The 21,575-nt window shown below is 57.5% G+C and carries 16 protein-coding genes; 6 read left to right on the top strand and 10 right to left on the bottom strand.

The window, feature by feature from the left end; genetic code table 11:
* Positions 1 to 223: 223 nt before the first annotated feature.
* The 4 genes from ET34_RS0119575 to nagB all read right to left on the bottom strand — a co-directional run bounded on the left by ET34_RS0119575 (position 224) and on the right by nagB (position 4,239).
* Positions 224 to 976: an HAD-IIA family hydrolase gene (locus ET34_RS0119575; RefSeq protein WP_031524879.1), complete on the bottom strand. Its 753-nt coding sequence runs from the start codon at positions 974 to 976 to the stop codon at positions 224 to 226.
* Between the two features lie 61 nt (positions 977 to 1,037).
* Positions 1,038 to 2,258 (bottom strand): DNA-binding transcriptional regulator NagC, encoded by a 1,221-nt coding sequence (gene nagC / locus ET34_RS0119580; protein WP_031524881.1) that lies wholly within the window; start codon positions 2,256 to 2,258, stop codon positions 1,038 to 1,040.
* A gap of 8 nt (positions 2,259 to 2,266) precedes the next feature.
* Positions 2,267 to 3,415: an N-acetylglucosamine-6-phosphate deacetylase gene (nagA, locus tag ET34_RS0119585; RefSeq protein WP_031524883.1), complete on the bottom strand. Its 1,149-nt coding sequence runs from the start codon at positions 3,413 to 3,415 to the stop codon at positions 2,267 to 2,269.
* A 23-nt stretch (positions 3,416 to 3,438) separates the two neighbouring features.
* On the bottom strand, positions 3,439 to 4,239 hold the full coding sequence (gene nagB, locus ET34_RS0119590) for a glucosamine-6-phosphate deaminase (protein WP_031524884.1): 801 nt from the start codon (positions 4,237 to 4,239) through the stop codon (positions 3,439 to 3,441).
* Positions 4,240 to 4,561: 322 nt separating this feature from the next.
* Here nagB and nagE point away from each other — a divergent pair, with 322 nt between their 5' ends.
* The 4 genes from nagE to ET34_RS0119615 all read left to right on the top strand — a co-directional run bounded on the left by nagE (position 4,562) and on the right by ET34_RS0119615 (position 12,991).
* Positions 4,562 to 6,583: an N-acetylglucosamine-specific PTS transporter subunit IIBC gene (nagE, locus tag ET34_RS0119595; RefSeq protein WP_031524886.1), complete on the top strand. Its 2,022-nt coding sequence runs from the start codon at positions 4,562 to 4,564 to the stop codon at positions 6,581 to 6,583.
* A 175-nt stretch (positions 6,584 to 6,758) separates the two neighbouring features.
* Positions 6,759 to 8,426, top strand: a complete 1,668-nt coding sequence (glnS, locus tag ET34_RS0119605) for a glutamine--tRNA ligase (RefSeq protein ID WP_031524887.1) — start codon at positions 6,759 to 6,761, stop codon at positions 8,424 to 8,426.
* Between the two features lie 444 nt (positions 8,427 to 8,870).
* Positions 8,871 to 10,280, top strand: a complete 1,410-nt coding sequence (gene chiP, locus ET34_RS0119610; RefSeq protein WP_031524889.1) for a chitoporin ChiP — start codon at positions 8,871 to 8,873, stop codon at positions 10,278 to 10,280.
* Between the two features lie 56 nt (positions 10,281 to 10,336).
* Entirely contained in the window at positions 10,337 to 12,991 is a 2,655-nt protein-coding gene (locus ET34_RS0119615; protein WP_031524891.1) for a beta-N-acetylhexosaminidase, read from the top strand.
* Positions 12,992 to 13,079: 88 nt separating this feature from the next.
* Here ET34_RS0119615 and fur read toward each other — a convergent pair whose 3' ends face one another.
* The 4 genes from fur to ybfF all read right to left on the bottom strand — a co-directional run bounded on the left by fur (position 13,080) and on the right by ybfF (position 15,700).
* Positions 13,080 to 13,532: a ferric iron uptake transcriptional regulator gene (gene fur, locus ET34_RS0119620; RefSeq protein ID WP_031524893.1), complete on the bottom strand. Its 453-nt coding sequence runs from the start codon at positions 13,530 to 13,532 to the stop codon at positions 13,080 to 13,082.
* A 295-nt stretch (positions 13,533 to 13,827) separates the two neighbouring features.
* On the bottom strand, positions 13,828 to 14,358 hold the full coding sequence (gene fldA / locus ET34_RS0119625) for a flavodoxin FldA (RefSeq protein WP_031524894.1): 531 nt from the start codon (positions 14,356 to 14,358) through the stop codon (positions 13,828 to 13,830).
* Between the two features lie 154 nt (positions 14,359 to 14,512).
* Positions 14,513 to 14,794 carry a LexA regulated protein gene (ybfE, locus tag ET34_RS0119630; RefSeq protein WP_031524897.1) on the bottom strand — a complete coding sequence of 94 codons (282 nt, stop codon included), beginning with the start codon at positions 14,792 to 14,794 and terminating at the stop codon, positions 14,513 to 14,515.
* A 129-nt stretch (positions 14,795 to 14,923) separates the two neighbouring features.
* Positions 14,924 to 15,700, bottom strand: a complete 777-nt coding sequence (gene ybfF / locus ET34_RS0119635) for an esterase (protein ID WP_031524899.1) — start codon at positions 15,698 to 15,700, stop codon at positions 14,924 to 14,926.
* Between the two features lie 192 nt (positions 15,701 to 15,892).
* Here ybfF and seqA point away from each other — a divergent pair, with 192 nt between their 5' ends.
* Both seqA and pgm read left to right on the top strand, forming a co-directional pair.
* Positions 15,893 to 16,435, top strand: a complete 543-nt coding sequence (seqA, locus tag ET34_RS0119640) for a replication initiation negative regulator SeqA (protein ID WP_031524901.1) — start codon at positions 15,893 to 15,895, stop codon at positions 16,433 to 16,435.
* Between the two features lie 24 nt (positions 16,436 to 16,459).
* Positions 16,460 to 18,100, top strand: a complete 1,641-nt coding sequence (pgm, locus tag ET34_RS0119645; protein ID WP_031524902.1) for a phosphoglucomutase (alpha-D-glucose-1,6-bisphosphate-dependent) — start codon at positions 16,460 to 16,462, stop codon at positions 18,098 to 18,100.
* Positions 18,101 to 18,211: 111 nt separating this feature from the next.
* On the opposite strand, the gene kdpE is transcribed toward pgm, so the two are convergent.
* Together kdpE and kdpD are read right to left on the bottom strand one after the other, a co-directional pair.
* Complete coding sequence (gene kdpE, locus ET34_RS0119650) at positions 18,212 to 18,889, bottom strand: two-component system response regulator KdpE (protein WP_031524904.1); 678 nt, start codon at positions 18,887 to 18,889, stop codon at positions 18,212 to 18,214.
* Entirely contained in the window at positions 18,886 to 21,573 is a 2,688-nt protein-coding gene (gene kdpD, locus ET34_RS0119655; RefSeq protein ID WP_031524906.1) for a two-component system sensor histidine kinase KdpD, read from the bottom strand. The genes kdpE and kdpD overlap by 4 nt, the downstream gene beginning before the upstream one ends.
* Positions 21,574 to 21,575 lie beyond the last annotated feature (2 nt).

Consider the following 21,575-nt stretch of genomic DNA (forward strand, 5'->3'; position numbering starts at 1 on the left):
TCGCTTAAGCAAGAAAATGCCCTGGTTAGTGAAGGTTGTGCAAGCGATTTGCCTTTCTTTTGAAAAATAGTCAATGAGGCTTTGCGGAATAGTGAAAAATGCGAAGCAAATGGCGCCATAAATTAGCGATTCAACAATTTTTAGCGGTTTTCATTGATGGTATGAACGTGGATGCAGGCAGGGAATAATAAAGCGATAGCCGCGCGTCGGCGCGGCTGAGGGATTAAATAACGTCGATTTCCGCCACCGAGGGGAAAATCCAGCTTGGGCGGAACGGCATGGCATCGATGTCATTGAGGGTGGAGACCCCGGAAAGTACCAGAATGGTTTCAAGCCCGGCCTGGAACCCGGCCAGAATATCGGTACGCAGGTTGTCGCCAACGATCACCGTATGCTCGGAGTGGGCCTGCATTTTATTCAGCGCTGCGCGGATGATCCACGGGCTTGGCTTGCCGACGTAAAACGGTTTGCGACCGGAGATTTTTTCAATGCCTGCACACAGCGCGCCGCAGGCCGGATAGAAACCGCGTCCGTGGGTGTCCGGGTTAGTGGCGATAAAGCGCGCGCCGTTCGCCACAAAGAATGCCGCTTTATGCATCATCTCCCAGTTATAAGAGCGCGTCTCGCCAACAATCACGAAGTCAGGATTGATATCGGTGATGGTAAAACCGGCTTTGTACAGCTCGTGGATCAGTGCGCCTTCGCCCACCACGTAGGCCTTTTTCCCTTCCTGACGGCGCAGGAAATCGGCAGTGGCCATCGCGGAGGTATAAAAGACGCTGTCGGGTACGTTGATGCCCGCCGAGGCAAAGCGGTTCGCCAGATCCTGCCCGGTTTGCGATGGATAGTTGGTCAGCAACACCAGCGGGAATCCTTTTTCAAGGATGCCGGTGAGGAATTCGCTGGCGCCCGGCACCGCGACATTATCGTGCATCAGCACGCCATCAATATCACAAATTACGTTCTGAATGGTCATCGACTACTCGTGTTCTGATTGCACAAAGGCGTAACTATAGCCTGGAAAAGGAGTGATCCGCTCAGCCTTCGAGCAAATGCTGCAGCAGGATCCCGTTCAGCATCGCCCGTTTCACCAGAGCAAAGGCACCAATGGCGGAGCGATGATCGAGCGCAGAGGGCACGACCGGCAAATTCTTGCGAAACGCCTTCAGCACCTGCGCGTTGATACAGCTCTCAATCGCTGGCAGCAGCACTTTTCCTGCTTCGACGATCTCGCCGGCAATGATCACTTTTTGCGGATTAAACAAATTGATGGCAATGGAAATGGCTTTGCCGAGATGACGGCCCGCGTGTTCAATCACTTCGGTAGCCAGCGGATCGCCCTTATTTGCGGCCTTGCAGATGGCTTTGATGGAGCACTCATCCGACGTCAGGCGGCTCGGGTAACCCTGTTCCAGCAGGTGACGCACGCGTTGCTCAATCGCCGCGTTGGCGGCGATGGTTTCCAGGCAACCGAAGTTGCCGCAGTGGCAGCGTTCGCCCAGTGGATCGACCTGAATATGACCGATCTCGCCCACGTTGCCGTTACGGCCAATAAAAATGCGACCGCTGGAGATGATCCCCGCCCCGGTGCCGCGATGCACGCGCACCAGAATGGAGTCTTCACAGTCGCGGGTTGCACCGAAGTAGTGCTCAGCCAGCGCCAGGCTGCGGATATCGTGTCCGACAAAGCAGGTCAGGCCGAAACGATTTTCCAGCGCCTCCACCAGCGGCCAGTTCTCTATTGCGATGTGCGGCATATAGCGCACCACGCCGCTTTCCGGATCGACCAGCCCCGGGAGGATCACTGAAATCGCAATAAGCTCGCGAATTTTGCGCTGCCAGGTGGTCAGGAAGGTGGCGATGGTGTTGAGCAGCTCATGCTCCAGGGTTTCCTGGGTGCGCTGCGGTAGCGGGAAATGCTCTTCCGCCAGCACTTTGCTGCTGAGATCGTAGAGCGTCAGCGTCGCGTCGTGACGCCCGAGACGTACGCCGATGGCCTGGAACTGACGGGTTTCGGTAATGATGGAGATAGCGCGGCGACCACCGGTAGACGCCTGTTGATCCACCTCTTTAATGAGGCCGCGCTCGATAAGCTGGCGGGTAATCTTCGTGACGCTGGCGGGAGCAAGCTGGCTCTGTTCGGCAATCTGAATGCGTGAGATGGGCCCGTGCTGGTCAATCAGGCGATAGACCGCCGCGCTGTTCAGTTGTTTTACCAGGTCAACATTACCAATTTGAGCTTGTCCGCCAGTTGTCATGCCTTTACTTACTCAGTGACGACCTCGTTACCATTAACGATGGTCTTGATGATTTTAAAATCGTGAGTGAAAGCGGTCAGGTTTGCCACTTTACCCGGCTCGATTGTGCCGAGCTTATGGTCCACGCCCATTGCGCGGGCGGGGTAGAGGCTTGCCATACGCAGCGCTTCATCAAGAGCGATATTGACATGCTGCACCAGATTGCGCACCCCTTCGATCATCGTCAGGGCGGAACCGCTCAGGGTACCGTTCTCGTCCACGCACAGCCCATTGCGGTAGTATATTGTTTTGCCAGCAAAAATGAACTCTTCAATATCAGCACCTGCCGGCGCGGTGGCGTCAGTGACCAGACAAAGCTTATCGCCTTTGATTCGCTTCGCATTGCGCACGTTGGCGAAATCGACGTGTAACCCGTCAACGATGATGCCGCAGTAGAGATCCGGCTCGTCAAAAATCGCTCCGACCAGACCCGGCTCACGACCGCTGATATAAGGCATCGCGTTATAAAGATGAGTGGCGAAACGAATCCCGGCGCGGAAGCCTGCTTTCGCTTCGGCGAGCGTCGCATTAGAGTGCCCGGCGGAAACCACAATGCCGGCGGCGGACAGCTTACTGATCACCTCGGGTGCTACCATTTCTGGCGCGAGGGTGATTTTAGTAATCACGTCAGCATTCTGGCACAGGTAATCGACCAGCGCGGCATCGGGCTGGCGCACATAAACCGGGTTATGGGTGCCTTTCTTAACAATATTCAGCCACGGGCCTTCAAGGTGAAGCCCCAGTGCCTGATGAGGATGGTTGCTGAGGTAGTCTCGCATCACCTCGACGCCCTGTTTCATCAGGTCATCGCTGGTGGTGATGAGGGTTGGCAGATAGCTGGTGCAGCCCGATTTTTCATTGGCTTTCTGCATGATTTCCAGCGTTTCCACGCTGACGGCGTCGGCGGTATCGTTGAACTGCACACCGCCGCAGCCGTTAAGCTGCACATCAATAAAACCGGGGGCGATGATGGCACCACCGAGATCGCGCTGCTCAATACCTGCTGGCAGGTCGGCCAGCGGACAGATGCGCTCAATCAGGCCATGCGCGATAACAATCGCGTGGTCATCCAGTACGTCATGGCCGGTGTAAATCCGACCGTGGATTAATGCATACATTAGGGTACCCCCGGTAAACCGACTTAAAGGCCTTTGATATTTTCTGCTTCTAACTCGTTGAAGTATTTCAACGTTTTTACTTTCAGCTCCATTGTAGAGGGCTCATCGCACACTACAACCGCTTTCGGGTGCAGCTGCAGGCAGCTGATCGTCCACATATGGTTGACGTTGCCTTCCACCGCCGCCTGCAGCGCCTGCGCTTTCTGATGACCCAGCACCAGAATCATGACTTCCTGCGCATCGAGCAGCGTACCGACACCGACGGTCAGTGCATATTTCGGTACCTGATTCACATCGCCATCAAAGAAGCGTGAGTTAGCGACGCGGGTATCGTGGGTCAGGGTTTTGATACGGGTGCGGGAGGAGAGCGATGACGCCGGTTCGTTGAACGCGATATGCCCGTCGTTGCCCACGCCGCCCATAAACAGGTGGATTTTACCGTAGGCGCGAATTTTTTCTTCATAGCGGCGACATTCAGCGTCGATGTCCGGCGCATTGCCATCAAGCAGGTTGATGTTTTCTGGCAGAATATCCACGTGATCAAAGAAATTGCGGTGCATGAAACTGTGGTAGCTTTCCGGATGCTCCTTCGGCAGGCCGACGTACTCATCCATATTGAACGTTACAACGTGCTTAAAGCTGACCTGGCCCGCTTTATGCATTTCCACCAGCGCTTTGTAAGCTTCCATCGGCGTACCGCCGGTAGGCAGACCGAGTACAAAAGGACGATCGGCAGTCGGTGCGAACGCGTTGATGCGGTTAACGATATGGCGAGCAGCCCATTTACCAACTTGCTGGGCGGTTGCCAGGGGAATCAGTCTCATCATTCACCTCAGGGTTAAAAAGAAAGCATGGGCGGAGTTACCGAATCACAGTGTAAGCGTAACCTGGTTCACAATTCAGGGCGTCATCCGCTTTGATTTTTTGAATGATAAAATAAGTTTTGCTCGATAGCCAGAGTGAGGGAGGGCATAAAGCGATTCCTGGCGATCGCGATCACAAAAAAAACGCTTTTAATTTGCGATACGAATTAATTTTTCACACACTCGGTCGGTGGGTGATAATTCGCCGCGATTTCAGGTCCGTTAAACAATAAGAAACACGGCTTCACACAAGCCTTAAACGGGGTCTCAGAGGGGGAATAAAGTGAGTATTCTAGGTTATTTACAACGTATTGGCCGCGCACTGATGGTGCCGGTGGCCACACTGCCAGCCGCCGCCATTCTGATGGGCGTCGGTTACTGGATCGATCCGGTGGGCTGGGGCGGAGATAACGCGCTGGCGGCGTTCTTCATTCAGTCTGGTTCTGCCATTATCGACAACATGGGCGTGCTGTTTGCTGTGGGCGTGGCATACGGTATGTCGAAAGATAAAGACGGCGCCGCGGCGCTGGCCGGCTTCGTCGGCTTCCTGGTGCTGACCACCCTGTGTGCGCCAGCCGCAGTGGCAATGATCCAGAAAATCCCGGCCGATCAGGTGCCTGCTGCTTTCGGTAAAATCAAAAACCAGTTCGTCGGCATCATGGTGGGTATTATTGCCGCCGAGCTCTACAACCGCTTCAGCACCGTTGAGCTGCCAAAGGCGCTCTCCTTCTTTAGCGGACGCCGTCTGGTTCCAATCCTCACCTCTTTCGTAATGATCGTTGTGGCGTTCATCATGATGTACATCTGGCCGATGGTGTTCGATGGCCTGGTGAACTTCGGTGAACATATTCAGAAAATGGGCTCGACGGGCGCGGGCGTATACGCCTTCTTTAACCGTCTGCTGATCCCGGTTGGCCTGCATCACGCCCTGAACTCGGTGTTCTGGTTTGACGTAGCCGGCATTAACGACATCCCGAACTTCCTTGGCGGCGCGCAGTCCATCGAAGCCGGTAAAGCGGTTGTCGGCATCACCGGTCGCTATCAGGCGGGCTTCTTCCCGATCATGATGTTCGGCCTGCCGGGTGCCGCGCTGGCGATTTACCATTGCGCTCGTGCTGAGAACAAAGCCAAAGTGCTGGGGATCATGATGGCGGGCGCGTTTGCCGCGTTCTTCACCGGGATCACCGAGCCGCTTGAATTCTCCTTTATGTTCGTCGCGCCGGTACTGTATGTCATTCATGCCGTGCTGACCGGTATCTCCGTCTTTATCGCGGCAAGCATGCAGTGGATCGCTGGCTTCGGCTTCAGCGCCGGGCTGGTGGATATGGTGCTGTCATCCCGCAACCCGCTGGCGACCCAGTGGTGGATGCTGATCCCGCAGGGTCTGGTGTTCTTCATCATCTATTACGTGGTGTTCCGCTTTACCATTACGAAGTTCAACCTGATGACTCCGGGTCGCGAACTGGCGGTTGCCGGTAGCGAAGCCGATGGCCAGGACATCAACGTGAGCGGTACGGGCGAGCAGGATGTGTCTGGCCTGGCGCGTCAGTACATCGCCGCGGTAGGGGGGTCAGATAACCTCACCGGCATCGATGCCTGTATCACGCGTCTGCGTCTGAACGTCAAAGACTCGTCGCTGGTCAACGAAGCGCTGGCCAAACGTCTCGGCGCCACCGGCGTGATTCGCCTCAACAAAACCAGCGTGCAGATTATCGTTGGCTTCGTGGCTGAGAAAATTGCTAACGCCATGAAAACCACCGGCAACGTACCGGCCGCTGGAGCTGCACCGGCTGCTGCACCGGTGGCCTCCACAGCACAGCCGCAGGCCGTATCAAACGGCGTAACCGTTGCTGCGCTGCTGGCCCCGGTAAGTGGTGACGTGGTTGCGCTGGATCAGGTGCCGGACGAAGCCTTTGCCAGCAAAGCGGTGGGGGATGGCGTTGCCATCAAGCCAACCGGGAAGCTGGTGGTGGCGCCGGCAGCCGGCACCATTGTGAAAATCTTTAACACCAATCACGCGTTTTGTCTGGAGACGGAAAACGGCGCAGAGATCGTAGTGCATATGGGCATCGACACCGTTGCGCTGAACGGCCAGGGCTTCTCGCGTCTGGTGGAAGAGGGGGCGGAAGTGGTCGCCGGCCAGCCGGTGCTGGAAATGGATCTCGATTTCCTCAACGCCAATGCCCGTTCGATGATTAGCCCGGTAGTGTGCAGCAACAGCGATGATTACAGTGCGCTGGTGGTAAAAGCACAGGGCGCGGTAGTCGCAGGTCAGACGCCGCTGTTCGAGATTAAAGGCAAATAACCTTTCCTGAGTAGTGTGCTTTGCCTGAAGCGGCGGGATTATCCCGCCGCTTTTTTTATGCGTCACCTGCGCTACCAGGCTCACCGTGCCTTTTTCTGCAACAAACAGTTGTTTCAGGCAGCCGGTTATAAGATCATGCACCGTTAAACGATGTTCACGCCTTGAGGAAGCTGCGATGAGTGAGGCAGAAGCCCGCCCGACTAACTTTATTCGTCAGATTATTGATGAAGACCTGTCCAGTGGTAAACACACCACAATTTGCACCCGTTTTCCGCCGGAGCCGAACGGCTACCTGCATATTGGTCATGCAAAATCGATTTGCCTTAACTTCGGCATCGCCCAGGATTACCAGGGCCAGTGCAACCTGCGCTTTGACGACACCAACCCGGTAAAAGAAGATATCGAGTTCGTTGAGTCCATTAAAAATGACGTGCAGTGGCTGGGCTTCCACTGGTCAGGAGACGTGCGTTACTCCTCCAATTATTTCGACCAGCTGCACCAGTATGCGGTTGAGCTGATCACTAAAGGTCTGGCATATGTTGACGAACTGTCGCCGGACGAAATCCGCGAATACCGCGGCACGCTGACTGCGCCGGGTAAAAACAGCCCGTACCGCGACCGCAGCGTGGAAGAGAACCTGGCGCTGTTTGAAAAAATGCGTGCCGGCGAGTTTGCCGAAGGCAAAGCCTGCCTGCGTGCGAAAATCGACATGGCATCACCGTTCATCGTGATGCGCGATCCGGTGCTGTACCGCATTAAATTCGCCGAGCATCATCAGACCGGCAACAAGTGGTGCATCTACCCGATGTACGACTTCACCCACTGCATTTCCGATGCGCTGGAAGGCATCACCCACTCGCTGTGTACCCTGGAGTTCCAGGATAACCGCCGCCTGTATGACTGGGTGCTGGATAACATCACGATTCCGGTGCATCCGCGCCAGTACGAGTTCTCGCGCCTGAATCTCGAATATACCGTCATGTCCAAGCGCAAGCTGAACCTGCTGGTAACCGATAACCACGTTGAGGGTTGGGATGATCCGCGTATGCCGACCATCTCCGGTCTGCGTCGTCGCGGCTACACCGCAGCCTCCGTGCGTGAGTTCTGCAAACGCATTGGCGTTACCAAGCAGGACAACACCGTTGAGATGGCCGCGCTGGAAGCCTGCATCCGCGAAGATCTCAATGAGAACGCTCCGCGCGCGATGGCGGTTATCGATCCGGTTAAGCTTGTGATCGAAAACTACCCGCAGGGCGAGACGGAAGTGGTCTCCATGCCGAACCATCCTAACAAGCCTGAGATGGGTACACGCGACGTGCCGTTCAGCGCTGAAATCTGGATCGATCGTGCCGATTTCCGTGAAGAAGCCAACAAGCAGTACAAGCGTCTGGTGCTGGGCAAAGAAGTGCGTCTGCGTAACGCCTACGTGATCAAAGCCGAGCGCGTTGAGAAAGATGCCGAAGGCAACATCACCACTATCTTCTGCTCTTACGATGCGGAGACGCTGAGTAAAGATCCGGCTGATGGCCGCAAGGTGAAAGGCGTAATCCACTGGGTCAGCGCCACTCACGCGCTGCCGGTTGAAATTCGCCTGTACGATCGCCTGTTTAGCGTGCCAAACCCGGGTGCGGCAGAGGACTTCCTCTCCACCATTAATCCGGAATCGCTGGTCATCAAGCAGGGCTTCGCTGAGCCGAGCCTGAAAGCCGCTGAGCAGGGTGTTGCGTATCAGTTCGAGCGTGAAGGTTATTTCTGCCTCGACAGCCGCTATGCAACGGCTGATAAGCTGGTATTCAACCGCACCGTTGGTCTGCGTGACACCTGGGCGAAAGCTGGCGAATAAGTAGTGACTCGCATTAAAACGCCGCGCAATGCGGCGTTTTTTTTATCTTTATATCCGCGAGAGCCTGAAAATATATTATTCGCCCCGCGAATTAATGAACCCTCTGTCAAATTTAGCCGCATGCATTTTCCTCTCTGAATGTGTTTAAGCATCTTCATTTTTGTGAGTGAAATCGCTTCCATCAGCGCCAGGCCACTGATTTATCGCTTTTTCAGTCGTCATTCCGTTTTTCCTGAAAGTTGTTACAAAATCAGAATAAATATGTGCACTTCGTCATAGTCCTGACAATCCTCAGGGAAAAGCATTGATAATTCGCGTCGCGAAAAATAAGCTGGATCTGGCAATGGCGAGCCCGAGATATATGCCGTCGCCTTTTGCTTTTTTATTTTTATCGTCGGGGCGTTTGCGTCCGGGCAATATTATTTGTCAAAGAGGAACTTCATCATGCGCGCGTTTGCTGACAAACGTAGTGCGCTCGCGTTAGCTATTGCTGGCGCTACTGCGCTCACCGGTTTTATTCCTGCGTCTGCGGCACACGCCGCTGGATTTATTGAGGATTCAACGCTCACTGGCGGTATCTATTACTGGCAGCGCGAGCGCGATCGCAAAGACGTTACCGACGACGATAAATATAAAACCAACCTCTCTCACGCCACCTGGAATGCCAACCTTGATTTTCAGTCCGGCTATATTGCAGATATGTTCGGCCTTGATGTGGCAGCCTTTACGGCAATAGAAATGGCGGAAAACGGCGACAGCGCGCACCCGAATGAAATCGCTTTCTCCGCCAGCAATAAAGCCTACGACGAGGACTGGTCCGGCGATAAAAGCGGCATCAGCCTGTATAAAGCCGCGGCGAAATTTAAATATGGTCCCGTCTGGGCGCGTGCCGGATATATTCAACCGACCGGACAGACGCTGCTGGCACCGCACTGGAGTTTTATGCCAGGTACGTATCAGGGGGCGGAGGCTGGCGCGAATTATGATTATGGCGAGGCAGGCGCATTAAGTTTCTCATATATGTGGACCAACAAATATAAAGCCCCGTGGCATACCGAAATGGACGGCTTTTATCAAAACGACCGCGCAACTAAAGTCGATTATCTGCACTCCCTCGGCGCGAAATACGATTTTAAAAACGATCTGGTACTCGAAGCCGCATTTGGTCAGGCCGAAGGATTTGTCGATCAATATTTCGCGAAAGGCAGTTACAAACTTCCGGTCGCCGGCAGTCCGCTCTCCACCAGTTACCAGTTTTATGGTGCCCGCGATAAAGCTGAAAATGCCACCCTCAATGATATCTACGACGGCACCGCCTGGCTGCAGGCGCTCACCTTCGGGTACAAGATTGGCCAGGTCGATTTACGCCTCGAAGGCACGATGGTGAAAGCCGAGGGGCAGCAGGGCTACTTTCTCCAGCGTATGACCCCGACCTATGCCTCCTCCAACGGACGACTCGACATCTGGTGGGACAACCGCTCGGACTTCAACGCCAACGGTGAAAAAGCGCTGTTCTTTGGCGCGATGTACGATCTCAGCAACTGGGATCTGGCGGGCTGGGCGGTAGGGGCGTCTTATGCTTACGCCTGGGACGCTAAACCCGCCAGCTGGGCGCTGGACGGCAACGGTGAACGCCAGTCCATCGCCAGCAATAACATCAAAGAATCCGCTTACAGCCTCGATGCGTCATACACCGTGCAGGACGGACGCGCTAAGGGCACGCTATTTAAGCTGCACTTCACCGAGTACGACAACCACTCCGACATTCCCAGCTACGGCGGGGGCTACGGCAATATCTTTCAGGACGAGCGCGACGTGAAGTTTATGGTTATCGCGCCCTTTACCCTTCTCTGACTGACCCGGCGCGGCCGCCGGTTGCGCCAGTACGCTCTCATTTTAAGGACAACCGTATGAAACGATGCAATCTGAGTGTGATCGCCACAGCGCTGCTGGGCGTATTTAGCGGGACGGCGCTGGCAGACCAGGCCACCGTAGACCGCATCAGCCACTTCGGGCTGAATTATGCCGTCAAGGATAATCAGGCGGCGCTGCACGGTGTGGACTGCGCGCAGCTTGGTGCAGACTGGGCGTCGTGCAACAAAGCGGTGATCGCGCTGACCAACCACGGCGATGCGGTGACCAGTAAAGACTGGGTCATCTGGTTCCACAGCATTCGTCAGATCCTGCGCGTCGATAATCCGCAGTTTAAAGTTACCCACGTGATGGGCGATCTGCACAAGCTTGAGCCGACCGACGCCTTCACCGGCTTTCCGGCCGGGGAGAAGGTTGAGATCCCGATTGTTAATGAGTACTGGCAGCTGTTTGTCACTGACGTGCTGCCACGCTGGTACGTGACCGCCGACGGCGCTTCGCCGAAAACCATTGCCAGTACCGATACCGAAGATCTGACCCAGTTTGTCACGCCGCTCGGCGAGCAGTGGAAACGCACGGCGGAGGATAACAATATCCTGATGACCGCCGAGGCGCGCTTTGAGAAAAACAGCGATGTGAAGATGCTCAACGCGCCAGCGCTGCGCGGCCAGATTGTGCCGACCCCGCTGGAGGTGAAAGTGCAGGGCCAGGATATCGATCTCAGCGGCGGCGTGAAGCCTGACCTTACGGCGCTGAAAGCGAACAGCCAGCAGGCACTGATGCAGCGCTTCAGCCAGCTTGGCGTCAATACCGGCGGGGCATACCCGGTGCGCGCGCAGATTGATAAAGCCGCGTTTAGCGGTGCGGCGGCAGTGCCAGGGGCGTACCGGTTGACCATCGATAAAAATGAGGCCGTGATTACCGGTCTTGACGAGGCGGGGGCGTTCTACGGCGTGCAGTCGCTGCTGTCGCTGATCCCGGCAAGCGGAGAACAAAAAATCGCCGCGCTGGAAGCCAGCGATGCGCCACGCTTTGCGTACCGGGGGATTCATCTTGATGTCGGGCGCAATTTCCACACTAAAGCGGCGGTACTGCGCCTGCTCGACCAGATGGCGGCGTACAAGCTGAATAAATTCCACTTCCACCTTAGCGATGATGAAGGCTGGCGCATTGAGATCCCCGGCCTGCCGGAGCTGACCGACATCGGCAGCAAGCGCTGTCACGATCCGAGTGAGAGAACCTGCCTGCTGCCGCAGCTTGGCTCCGGCCCCGACAGCAATAACAACGGCAGCGGGTTCTTTACCCGAGCGGACTACATAGAGATCGTGAAATTCGCCGCCGCGCGTCACATTGAGGTGATCCCGGAGATCGATATGCCAGCCCATGCCCGCGCGGCGACTATCGCGATGGAAGCGCGCTACGATCGGTTGATGAAGGCAGGGGATGAAAAAGCGGCCAGTGAATTCCGCCTGCTCGATCCCACCGACACCTCCAACACCACCGGCGTGCAGTACTACAACCGCACCGGGTATCTCAATCCGTGCCTCGATGCGTCGCGCCGCTTCGTCGATAAGGTGATCGGCGAAATGCAGCAGATGCACCGCGAGGCAGGTCAGCCGCTAACCACCTGGCATTTCGGCGGCGACGAAGCGAAAAATATCTACCTCGGTACCGGTTACACCGACCAGGCGAAGCCGGAAGCCGGCAAGGGCATTATCGACCAGAGCAAACAGGACAAACCCTGGGCGAAATCTGCCGCCTGTCAGGCGATGGTGAAAGCCGGCAAAGTGGCCGATGTGGATCATCTCTCCAGCTATTTTGGCGTCGAGGTGAGCAAGCTGGTTAATGCCCACGGTATTGAGGCGATGCAGGCCTGGCAGGATGGGTTGAAAGACGCCAGAGATGCCAGCGCTTTCGCCACCAAAGCGGTCAACGTTAACTTCTGGGATACGCTCTACTGGGGCGGCTTCGACAGCGCCAGCGACTGGGCGAACAAAGACTTCCGGGTAGTGATTTCTAACCCGGATTACGTCTACCTTGATTTCCCGAATGAGGTGCATCCGCAGGAGAGCGGCTATTACTGGGGCACGCGCTTCAGCGATGAACGTAAAATCTTCAGTTTCGCCCCGGACAACCTGCCGCAAAACGCGGAAACCTCTGTGGATCGCGACGGCAATGCGTTCACGGCGAAATCCGATAAACCCTGGCCTGGCGCGTATGGCCTCTCTGCGCAGCTGTGGAGCGAAGTGGTGCGCACCGACCAGCAGATGGAGTACATGATCTATCCCCGTCTGATCGCGGTGGCAGAACGTGCCTGGCATCGCGCCGGATGGGAGCAGGACTATCAGCAGGGGCGTGAGTATAAGGGCGGCGAGACGCATCAGGTGGATGTGAAAGCGCTGCATAATGACTGGGTGCGCTTTGCCAGTCTGGTGGGCAGCCGCGAGCTGGCTAAGCTCGATAAAGCGGGCGTGCAGTACCGTCTGCCGGTACCGGGAGCGCGTATCGTTAACGGCGTGCTGGACGCCAACGTCAGCCTGCCTGGCGTGACGCTGGAGTACTCGCGCGACACCGGTAAAACCTGGCAGCGCTATGATGATAAGCAGCGCCCGGCGGTGAGCGGGGAGGTGCAGGTACGGAGCGTCAGCGCGGACGGCAAGCGTTTCAGCCGCGTCGACAGCGTTAAAGGCTAAGCGTTATCTGCCACAGGCCAGCCTGCGGGCTGGCTTTTTTAGCGACAGGCATAAAAAAACCGGCATCTGCCGGTTTTCTCGTTGCGATTTATTTTTCGCTGATTTCGTGCGCGTTATCTTCTTCGCGGCAGTCGCCTTCGGCGCAGTGGCCGTAGAGGTAGAGACTGTGGTTAGTCAGGCGAATGCCGTGACGGGTGGCGATTTCACGCTGGCGCTGCTCGATAGAGTCATCGCTGAATTCGATAACCTTGCCGCAGTCGAGGCAGATCAGGTGATCGTGGTGATGCTGCTGCGTCAGTTCGAATACGGACTTGCCGCCTTCGAAGTTGTGGCGCGTTACGATGCCGGCGTCGTCGAACTGGTTAAGTACGCGATAGACGGTCGCCAGACCAATTTCTTCGCCCATGTCGATCAGACGCTTATAAAGTTCTTCCGCGCTGACATGATGGTTATCTGGACCCTGTAACACTTCGAGGATTTTTAATCGAGGAAGCGTGACTTTCAGGCCAGCCTTCTTTAATGCGGTATTGTTGTCAGTCATGCGGAATCTGTCCTGTTGCTTTGCGATTCGCTCCGGTAAACGAAGCAGAATAACCGGATATCTTGTGTTGAATGCGACTCATTATAGAACTGCCTGAGTTAAATGAAAATCGCAAGTACCAATCCGAAAGTGTGCTTAAAAACCGGAATGGCGCCACAATTAATAGGGGTTTCACTCGGTTAACCAGGAGGACATTGTACAGAGTTGAATGGGAAAGTTACAAACTTGTAGCAATTATTTTTATTGGTTTTATCTATCAAAACGGCGCAAATCAGCGATTTACGCCGTTCAAAAATCAGGCGTTGATGATGTCCTGCAGATGCAGTTCCTCAGAAACCTGTTTAACCCATTTCTCGACGCGCTCAGCGGTCAGTTCAGGCTGGCGATCTTCATCGATGGCGAGGCCAACAAAGTGATCGTCATCTGCCAGTCCTTTGGACGCTTCAAAGTGGTAACCCGCCGTTGGCCAGTGGCCGACGATGGTTGCGCCACGCGGTTCGATGATGTCGCGGATGGTGCCCAGCGCATCGCAGAAGTATTCCGCATAATCTTCCTGGTCGCCGCAGCCAAACAGCGCTACCAGCTTGCCGTTGAAGTCGACTTCTTCAAGCGTCGGGAAGAAATCATCCCAGTCGCACTGCGCTTCGCCGTAGTACCAGGTCGGAATGCCCAGCAGCAGGATGTCGAACGCTTCCAGATCTTCTTTGCTGCTTTTAGCAATGTCATGCACCTCAGCAACATCTTTACCAATCTGTTTTTGAATGGTTTTTGCGATATTTTCGGTATTGCCGGTGTCGCTGCCGAAGAAAATGCCTACGATTGCCATGAGTTAAATAACCTCTTGAAACTAAATAGTATGGTAGCGGCAAAATGCCCACAGATAACGGCAATCATAGCAGAACAGAGAAGAGTGCGGAAACCGCTATCATACCGGTGTGCACAGACTGCAACATGACGATGCTTTTTTCGCCGGGGCGTTGTTAAGGTTTGAGGGTGTTGAGCTGGGCGAGCAGCATCTCTTCGATAAGCTCGCTACGGCTGATGTCACGCGCCTGGGCCAGTTGATTGAGGGCGTCTACCGCCTCTTCGTTGAGTTTCAGCTCGACGCGCTTAAGCCCGCGAACTTTGTCGCGCTTCAGCTGGTTGCGTTTATTGATGCGCAGCTGCTCATCACGCGTCAGGGGGTTCGTCTTCGGGCGACCGGGGCGACGCTCGTGCGCGAACAGATCAAGTGTCGTACGATCGGTTTGTTCTTTTGCCATGATAGAAATTTGAGACAGGAGAAACAGGCTGCCCGGTTGCGTCGGGGCGTATTAACAGCGCGCCATCATACATGAGGGCGTCGCGCGCGCCAACGCGTTAACGCCCCGGAGTGGCTGGTCGGTCTGTTTTTAGTCAGTTATTTCAACATTCAGGAAGCGGCGAATGGCGCGCAGCACTGCCTGCGGCTTCTCGGCGTGGACCCAGTGACCCGCCCCGGCGATGACGTGCGCCCGCGCCTGGGGGAACTGCGCCAGCAGCGCCTCGCGATGGCTCTCGGTCACGTAAGGGGAATTTCCGCCGCGGATAAACAGCGCCGGGTGCGGCCAGGCCGGCACCGCTTCCCAGCCGATGATGTGATGATACTGATCCCACAGGGCCGGGACGTTAAAGCGCCATTCACCGTTGGCGAACGACTTCAGCAGAAACTGGATCACGCCCTCTTCGGCGATGTGCGTGCGCATCACGTCTGCCGCCGCCGTCCGGCTGGTCGCCCCGGCGTCGGTGACCGCATTGATCGCCGCGAAAATCTCGTCGTGACGGCGCACGTCGTAGCTGACCGGCGCGATGTCGATCGCCACCAGATTCGCAATGCGCTCCGGCGCGAGGGCGCTGACGGCCATTACCGCTTTGCCGCCCATCGAATGGCCAATCAGGGTCACCTTATCCAGCCCCTGTTCGTCCAGGGTATCGACCAGGTCCTGCGCCATCGCCGGGTAGGTCATCTCGTCTGCTCGCGGAGAAAGGCCATGATTTCGCATATCCACCGACAGCACATCGTGATCCGCCACCAGGCCGCGCGCCAGCACGCCGAGGTTGTCCAGGCTGCCAAACAGCCCGTGAACCAGCACGATGGGAGAATTGTTGTTCGGTTGTTGCGCAGATTGCGCTCGGCTGTTCAATTTCATGGCAAAGTTCTTTTTTTGTGTCCGTAAGGATAGGGTATCATGTTGACCATTCTGCCGCCCGGCCGCAAGATTCCAGTTTAATCTGACTTTTGCCGCCTTCCTGGTTTGACGCTATTCGCTGTTGGGTTTTTGCTTCTATAATCCCAACGTCCCAACGACTTGTATTCAGAGAAGATATTGCACTGGATGAAGATGAAAACGATTGAAGTTGATGACGACCTTTACCGCTATATTGCCAGCCACACGCAGCATATTGGTGAGAGCGCGTCGGACATTTTACGGCGCATGCTGAAAGTTGCCGCCTCCCGTGACGCCGCGGCCCCGGCTACCGTTGCACCCGCCGTTGCGGTGGCTGCCACCGAGCAGAAGCCGGTCAGCCCGGTCAAAGATCGCGTGCGGGCGATGCGTGAGCTGCTGCTGTCGGACGATTACGCCGAGCAGCGCAAAGCCGTCAATCGTTTCATGCTGGTTCTGTCTACACTCTACTCATTGGATGCCTCCGCGTTTGCCGCCGCCACCGACTCGCTTCATGGCCGCACCCGTGTCTATTTCGCCGGGGATGAGCAAACGCTGTTGCACAGCGGTAATCAGACTAAGCCCAAACACGTTCCCGGTACGCCGTACTGGGTGATCACCAATACCAACACGGAGCGCAAGCGCAGCATGATCGAACACATCATGCAGGCCATGCAGTTCCCGGCGGAATTGACTGAAAAGGTTTGCGGCACCATTTAACTCTTGCGTCAAAAGGATCAGGCAATGGCAAACGACAAGCGCGCAGGGCAACCTGCGCAACAGAGTGACTTGATTAACGTCGCGCAGCTTACCGCGCAGTACTACGTGCTTAAGCCTGAGGTCGGAAATACGGAACACGCCGTGAAATTCGGCACCTCCGGCCACCGCGGCAGCGCCGTACGCCACAGCTTTAACGAGCCGCACATTCTGGCAATCGCGCAGGCGATCGCCGAAGAGCGCGCCAAAAATGGCGTTACCGGCCCGTGCTACGTGGGTAAAGATACCCACGCGCTTTCCGAACCGGCATTTATTTCGGTACTGGAAGTGCTGGCCGCCAACGGTGTTGACGTCATCGTGCAGGAAAACAACGGCTACACGCCGACCCCAGCCATTTCCAACGCGATCCTCGAACACAACAAGAGCGGCGGCGCGCAGGCAGACGGTATCGTGATCACGCCGTCCCACAACCCGCCGGAAGATGGCGGCATCAAATACAATCCGCCGAACGGTGGTCCTGCGGATACCAACGTCACGAAAGTGGTGGAAAACCGCGCCAACGCGCTGCTGGCCGACGGCCTGAACGGCGTGAAACGCGTATCACTGGACGAAGCCTGGTCCAGCGGTCGCGTTACCGCGAAGGATCTGGTGCAGCCGTTTATTGAAGGGCTGGCAGAGATCGTCGATATGGCGGCAATCCAGAAAGCGGGCCTGAAGCTCGGCGTCGATCCGCTCGGCGGCTCCGGTATCGAATACTGGAAACGCATCGCCGAGCATTACCAGCTCGATCTTACTCTGGTCAACGATCAGGTCGATCAGACCTTCCGCTTTATGCACCTCGATAAAGACGGCGTGATTCGTATGGACTGCTCCAGCGAATCGGCGATGGCGGGCCTGCTCAAGCTGCGCGATCGGTTTGACCTGGCGTTCGCTAACGACCCGGATTACGATCGCCACGGCATCGTCACCCCGGCAGGGCTGATGAACCCGAACCACTATCTGGCGGTTGCGATCAACTACCTGTTCCAGCACCGTCCGCAGTGGGGCCAGGACGTCGCGGTAGGCAAAACCCTGGTGTCATCGGCGATGATCGACCGCGTGGTTAACGCGCTGGGCCGCAAGCTGGTGGAAGTGCCGGTCGGCTTCAAGTGGTTCGTTGACGGTCTGCACGACGGCAGCTTCGGTTTCGGCGGTGAAGAGAGCGCCGGAGCATCGTTCCTGCGCTTCGACGGCACGCCGTGGTCCACCGACAAAGACGGCATCATCATGTGCCTGCTGGCAGCGGAAATCACCGCAGTAACCGGTAAGAACCCGCAGCAGCACTATGACGAGTTGGCCGAGCGCTTTGGCGCACCGAGCTATAACCGTCTGCAGGCTTCCGCGTCGTCGGCACAGAAAGCCGCGCTGTCTAAGCTCTCACCGGATATGGTCAGCGCCAGCACCCTGGCTGGCGATGCCATTACCGCGCGTCTGACGGAAGCGCCGGGCAACGGGGCTTCTATCGGCGGGCTGAAGGTGATGACCGAGAACGGCTGGTTCGCGGCGCGTCCGTCCGGCACTGAAGATGCCTATAAAATCTACTGTGAAAGCTTCCTTGGGGCGGAACATCGCCAGCAGATCGAGAAAGAAGCGGTGGAAATCGTCAGTGAAGTGCTGAAAAACGCCTGAGTCTGATGAGTACAAAAAAGCGCGCTCCGGCGCGCTTTTTTATTGTCATGGTTAAATCACCGCCCCGGGAGAGGGTGAATGATTTTCACGCTTATCCGGAGCGTGCAAACCTCACATCATGAACCGATACCCGATCCCGGTTTCCGTCAGCAGATGGCGCGGTCGCGCCGGGTCGGCTTCCAGCTTCTGGCGCAGGTGCGCCATGTAGATTCGCAGATAATGACTGTGCTCCACCGCGTTCGGTCCCCACACCTGGCTCAGCAGCTGGCGCTGGGTGAGCACCTTACCGTGATTGTTGAGCAGCGCCGCCAGCAGGCGAAATTCAATCGGCGTCAGGTGCACTTCCACGTCGCCGCGCAGAATGCGGCGGCTGGCGAGATCCACTTCGATATCCGCAAAGCGAAATACCGGCTCGGGATGATTCAGCGAACCGTGGCGGCGCAGCGCTACCCGTAAGCGGGCCTGCAGTTCGCCGATGCCGAAGGGTTTACTGAGATAGTCATCTGCGCCGGCATCCAGCGCGGCGATCTTATCGGTCTCTTCGCTGCGCGCCGACAGCACGATCACCGGCGTCTGGCTCCACTGGCGAAAATCGCGGATGAAATCAAGCCCGTCGCCGTCCGGCAACCCTAAATCGAGGATCACCATATCGGGCTTGCGGGTGGCGGCTTCAATCAGCCCGCGCTGCAGCGTATCGGCCTCGTGGACGCGCAGGCCTTCCGCTTCCAGCGCGGTACGCAGAAAGCGGCGGATCTCTTTTTCATCTTCAACGATCAGGACGTTAATCACATACCCTCTTGCAGTTCATCAACGCCGGGCGGCGTCTCCAGCGGTAGCGTGACGTGGAAACTGGCACCGCCCTCCGGACGGTTGGCGGCGTGGATGGTGCCGCCATGCACCTCCACAATCGCCCGACAGATCGCCAGCCCCAGCCCGACGCCGGGAATGGCTGACTCTTTGTTTCCACGCGCGAATTTATCAAAGATAGCGCGTTCCTGACCAGAAGGGATCCCCGGCCCGCTGTCCCACACTTCCAGATCGAGCGCCTCGTTATCAACCCGCGCGCGGATGCCCACCTCGGCCTTACTGCCGGCATACTTCGCGGCGTTCTCCAGCAGGTTGATCAGCACGCGCTCAAACAGCGGGCCATCCACATGGATCAGCGTCAGCGGGTCGGGCAGGGCCAGCTGCACCGGTTTCCCGGTGTGGCCCGGCTCCAGCATATTGAGCGCGCTGCCCACCACCTCTTCCAGCGTCAGCCACTCCTTGCGCAGATTAAAACCGCCGGACTGAATGCGCGCCATGTCCAGCAGGTTGTTTACCAGTCGGGTGGTGTTCAGCACGTGACGGCGAATGTCATTGGCCTGCGGAGCGTGCTTCGAGCCTTCCGCGGCCAGGTCCAGCGTCAGGATCTCCGCCTGACCGAACAGCACCGTAAGCGGCGTGCGCAGATCGTGCGACAGCGCCGCCAGCAGCGAGTTACGCAGCTGTTCGCGCTCGCTCACCAGCCGCGCCTGCTCTTCGCTGGTGGTTAACGCCAGGCGCTCCAGCGCGCTCGCGACCAGCAGAGTGAAGGTCTCCAGTAGCCGCTGCTGCTCGGGGATCATCAGCTGGCGCAGGTTATCCGGCTCGACAATCACCAGCCCGAGGGTCTTCTGCGCGGTGCGCAGCGGCAGGATCTGATAAGGCACCCCCGGCAGCGTATCGGTTCCGGCCCCGGCGGGCAGCCCTTTGTCATAGCTCCAGTGGGCGATGGCCTCGTCCCAGGCGGTGACGCCTTTGCCCGCCGCATGCGGAATAAGCCTGCCGTGCTCGTCCGGAAGCAGCAGCTGGCTGCGGGCAAAAAACGTCGACTGGATAAACTGCTCGCTGGTGGCGGCAATATCTTCGGCGCTGCGTCCGACCGCCAGCGATTTCGACATCTCATACAGGTGGCGGGTGCGCTGCTCGCGGTAGCGTGCCACTTTCGCCTGGTAGCGCACCCCGGCGGTAAGATTGCCGATAATCAGGCCCACTGCCAGCATCACCGCAAAGGTGAGCAGATACTGCACGTCGGAGACGGCCAGCGTGCCGTGGGGGGCAATAAAGAACAGGTCAAAGCTGAGCACGTTGATAAAGGTCGCCAGCACCGACGGCCAGCGTCCGTAAAACAGCGCCACCACAACCACGCCGAGCAGGTAGATCATCACCAGGTTGGCGGCATCGAAGGCCACCATCCACTGGCTGGCGATAAGGGTGATGATGGCGCAGAGCAGCACCGCTACCAGCGCGCCGCGCAGCTGCACCCGCCACTTCTCGGTGAAGGTGCGGGTATCCGGTGCGCGGGCGGCGGTGACCAGCGGTTTGTCGTCCAGTGCGACGATCAGCAGGTCGAGATCCGGGGCGCGGCGGGCGAGGCGGTCGGCGAAGGTGTCGCGCTGGAACCAGCGGCGGGTGTTGCGCCGTCCGATAACGATTTTGCCGAGGTTGTGCTCCCGGGCGTAGCGCAGAATCGCTTTATCTTCCGCCGGATCGGCGAGGGTTGCAGTCTCGGCACCCAGCTCCTGGGCTAAACGCAGGGCGCTCAAAATGGCGCGACGCTGCTGCTCCGGCAGACGGTGCAGGGTCGGGGTTTCAACGTACACCGCGTGCCAGACGCTGCCGAGGCGTGCTGCCAGTCGCGCGGCGGTACGCACCAGTTTTTCATTGCCGTTGCCGTGGCCGATGCACAGCAGGATGGCGTCCCGGGTGTGCCACACCCGCTCCTGGCCCTGATTGTCGCGCCAGGCGCGCATCTGTTCGTCCACGCGGTCAGCGGTGCGCCGCAGGGCAAGCTCGCGCAGCGCAATCAGGTTGCCTTTGCGGAAGAAGTGCTCGATGGCGCGTTCGGCCTGGCCACCAATATAGACTTTGCCTTCGTGCAGGCGCTGGCGCAGGTCGTCCGGCGGCAGGTCCACCAGCACGATTTCGTCTGCGGCATCAAAAACCGGATCGGGCACGGTTTCCCGCTCCTGGACACCGGTTACGCCGCCCACCACGTCGTTGAGGCTCTCAAGATGCTGAACGTTAACCGTGGTAAAGACGTCGATCCCGGCATCCAGCAGCTCTTCCACGTCCTGCCAGCGTTTCGGGTGGCGCGAACCGGGCGCGTTGCTGTGCGCCAGCTCGTCCATCAGGATCAGGGCAGGGCGACGGGCAAGGGCGCTGTCGAGATCGAACTCGGCAACCTGACGCCCCCGGTGATGGATGCGTTTAAGGGGCTGGATAGCCAGCCCCTGCAGTAGTGCCGCGGTTTCCGCGCGCCCGTGGGTCTCCACCACGCCCACCAGAATATCCAGCCCCTGGCTGCGCAGGCGCTGCGCCTCCTGCAGCATGGCGTAGGTTTTCCCGACGCCAGCGCAGGCGCCGAAAAAGATCTTCAGCCGGCCGCGCGTCCGGGGCGTCGTCTGCTCCAGCAGGCGATCCGGGTCGGGGCGCGAGGGTTCCTCAGTCATCG

Source organism: Siccibacter colletis, from assembly GCF_000696575.1.
Classification (GTDB): domain Bacteria; phylum Pseudomonadota; class Gammaproteobacteria; order Enterobacterales; family Enterobacteriaceae; genus Siccibacter; species Siccibacter colletis.